Genomic DNA, 509 nt, shown 5'->3' on the forward strand with positions numbered 1-509 from the left:
GATGAAAACCTATACCTTAGATGATGTTGTAGAATTAGTTGATAAATATAATGATATTATCAATTTTCGTACTGAAGAAAATGCGGCTGATGATCTACGGATTGAAAAGGCGGAGAAAGTTCTCGATTTGCAATTCACATCTTCTTATAAGAGCTTTTTAAAAAAATATGTAGGAGGAGAAATTGGTGGTGAAGAAATCTTTAGCCTTTATAAGGAGTGTGGAGCAGATATCCCTGGTGGTGATATTGTTTTCAAAAACTTAAATGCTAGAAAACGTGGTTTTGCAACATCAGAACAGCTTATCGTGTGTTACGCTGATTTTGATGAAATTTTTTATTTTGATTATACGCAGTTTAGGGATGGAGAATGTCCAATCTATGTTATGTATCCATTGGATAATTGCGAATATTACGCCAGTAATTTTTATGAATTCCTTTGCAAAAGAATTAAAGTACACGCGGGAGAAGAGATACTTGATGGTGACCAACCGATTGAAAAGACTGAGAACA

1 protein-coding gene is annotated in these 509 nt (G+C 34.2%); it reads left to right on the plus strand.

The features are described 5' to 3' along the window. Position 1: 1 nt before the first annotated feature. Positions 2-509: SMI1/KNR4 family protein (locus tag ACFINL_RS09965; RefSeq protein ID WP_375651515.1), on the plus strand; the 508-nt coding region annotated here is incomplete at its 3' end.

This window comes from Bartonella sp. AA78NXGY, from assembly GCF_042197005.1.
GTDB lineage: Bacteria > Pseudomonadota > Alphaproteobacteria > Rhizobiales > Rhizobiaceae > Bartonella.